Annotated in this window: 1 protein-coding gene; it reads left to right on the top strand. The window is 58.8% G+C overall.

Translation table 11 applies throughout. The features are described from left to right. Positions 1-427: 427 nt before the first annotated feature. Complete coding sequence (gene ltrA / locus V6M90_RS29995) at positions 428-1843, top strand: group II intron reverse transcriptase/maturase (RefSeq protein ID WP_332847666.1); 1416 nt, start codon at positions 428-430, stop codon at positions 1841-1843. Positions 1844-1919: the final 76 nt, after the last annotated feature.

The raw sequence follows: 1919 nt of genomic DNA, 5'->3' as shown, positions 1-1919 counted from the left end.
GTGCGCCAGGCATGGCGCGTTGCGCGTAAGCGCAACCAGCTTGGCTGTGGTGGCCACGCTGGTGACTTGGAGGTGAAAGTCCTCTACACACCCGGCAAGGGGAAGTGTTAGCCAGAGGCAAGGGTGTCGCGGGTGACTGCGAATCTGAAGGAAGTCCGAGGCAAAATGCTGGCCTGACGAACAGGAAGCGGATAGAGGCGGCGTAGCGGGGTAAGACGGCGCAAATCGTTAAAGCCCAATACTTGCACGGAACGCTACGACGTAGATCCGACAGGCATAAGCAGGAAGGTCGCGCGAATTACCCTGGGAGATCTGTAGGTTTGCCACTGTGCTACCGGGCGTCGAGAGGCGACGGGATGAACCTGCAGAAGTCAGCCGAGGCCGTAGTAAGTGACGAATAACCACGTCATCAAGGGCTGAACAGGTTATGCCGCCGGTAGGCGTCAGAGTCTCGTTGAATACCGAAATGCAGAAATTTCTCCCAGAGAAAACTGTTACTCCGAGTTCCGGACAGTATCCGAGGATGACGGCTGACAGCGCAGAGGTATCGGCGGCGTCTGTGGCGCGGACGAAAGCGGAGCCGGACACGCTGATGGCGCGGGTGCTCGCACCCGTCAACCTCAAGCGTGCGTATCACCGTGTGGTCAGCAACAAGGGCGCGCCGGGTGCCGATGGCATGACGGTCGAGCAATTGGCGGACTACACGAATCAGTATTGGCCGATCCTCAAGGCTCGGTTGCTGGCCGGTGAGTATCACCCGCAAGGTGTACGCGCCGTTGAAATCCCCAAGCCCAAGGGAGGAACGCGACAGCTGGGCATTCCCAGTGTAGTGGACCGCCTGATCCAGCAGGCTTTGCTGCAACAGCTCACACCGATCTTCGACCCTCTGTTCTCGGATTACAGCTACGGCTTTCGTCCGGGCAGAAGCGCTCACCAAGCTATCGAAACAGCTCGCGCCCATGTGGCGGCGGGGCACCGCTGGTGCGTGGAGCTTGATCTTGAGAAGTTCTTTGATCGAGTCAACCACGATGTATTGATGGCCTGCATCGAACGTCAAGTCGAAGACAAGCGAGTGCTCAGGCTGATCCGTCGCTACCTCGAGGCTGGAGTCATGTCGGGTGGGATCGCCAGCCGACGGCAGGAGGGGACGCCGCAAGGCGGCCCGCTCTCGCCGTTGTTGTCGAATATCCTGCTCAACGAACTCGACCGTGAACTGGAACGACGGGGCCACCGCTTTGTACGCTATGCCGACGACGCGAACATTTATGTGCGTAGTCGTCGCGCAGGCGAGCGTGTGCTGGCCGGGGTTGAACGCTTCCTGAATCAACGCCTGAAATTGACGTTGAATCAGGAAAAGAGCCGTGTGGCACGGCCCTGGGCCTGTGACTACTTGGGTTATGGGATGAGCTGGCACCAACAGCCGAGACTAAGAGTGGCGACGATGAGCCTGGATCGCCTACGCGATCGGCTCAGAGCACTGCTGCGTAAAGCCCGGGGCCACAAGATGGCTAACGTCATTGAGCGGATCAACCCGGTGCTGCGTGGTTGGGCGGGTTACTTCAAGCTCAGCCAGAGCAGGAAACCACTCGAAGAATTGGACGGTTGGGTAAGACGTAAGCTTCGATGTGTCGTCTGGCGTCAATGGAAGCGGCCCTCTACGAGGGCGCGCAACCTGATGCGCCTGGGGATCCATGAAGGACGTGCTTGCACATCAGCGTTCAATGGCAGAGGTCCTTGGTGGAACTCGGGAGCGTCACATATGAATCAGGCGCTGCCGAAGAAACTGTGGAGCCAGCTCGGACTGGTCTCGATACTCGATACGATCAACGGCTTATCCGCATGACCTGAACCGCCGTATACGGAACCGTACGTACGGTGGTGTGAGAGGACGGCGGATGTAAATCCGCCTCCTACTCGAT

The organism is Pseudomonas lactucae, from assembly GCF_036688725.1.
GTDB classification, from domain to species: domain Bacteria; phylum Pseudomonadota; class Gammaproteobacteria; order Pseudomonadales; family Pseudomonadaceae; genus Aquipseudomonas; species Aquipseudomonas lactucae.
Note: the sequence above shows the minus strand (reverse complement) of the source record. Positions and strands in the feature narration are given on the sequence as shown.

Coding starts and splice junctions, on each gene's coding strand:
- ltrA (WP_332847666.1), top strand. CDS start 428: ATGCCGCCGGTAGGCGTCAGAGTCTCGTTGAATACCGAAATGCAGAAA.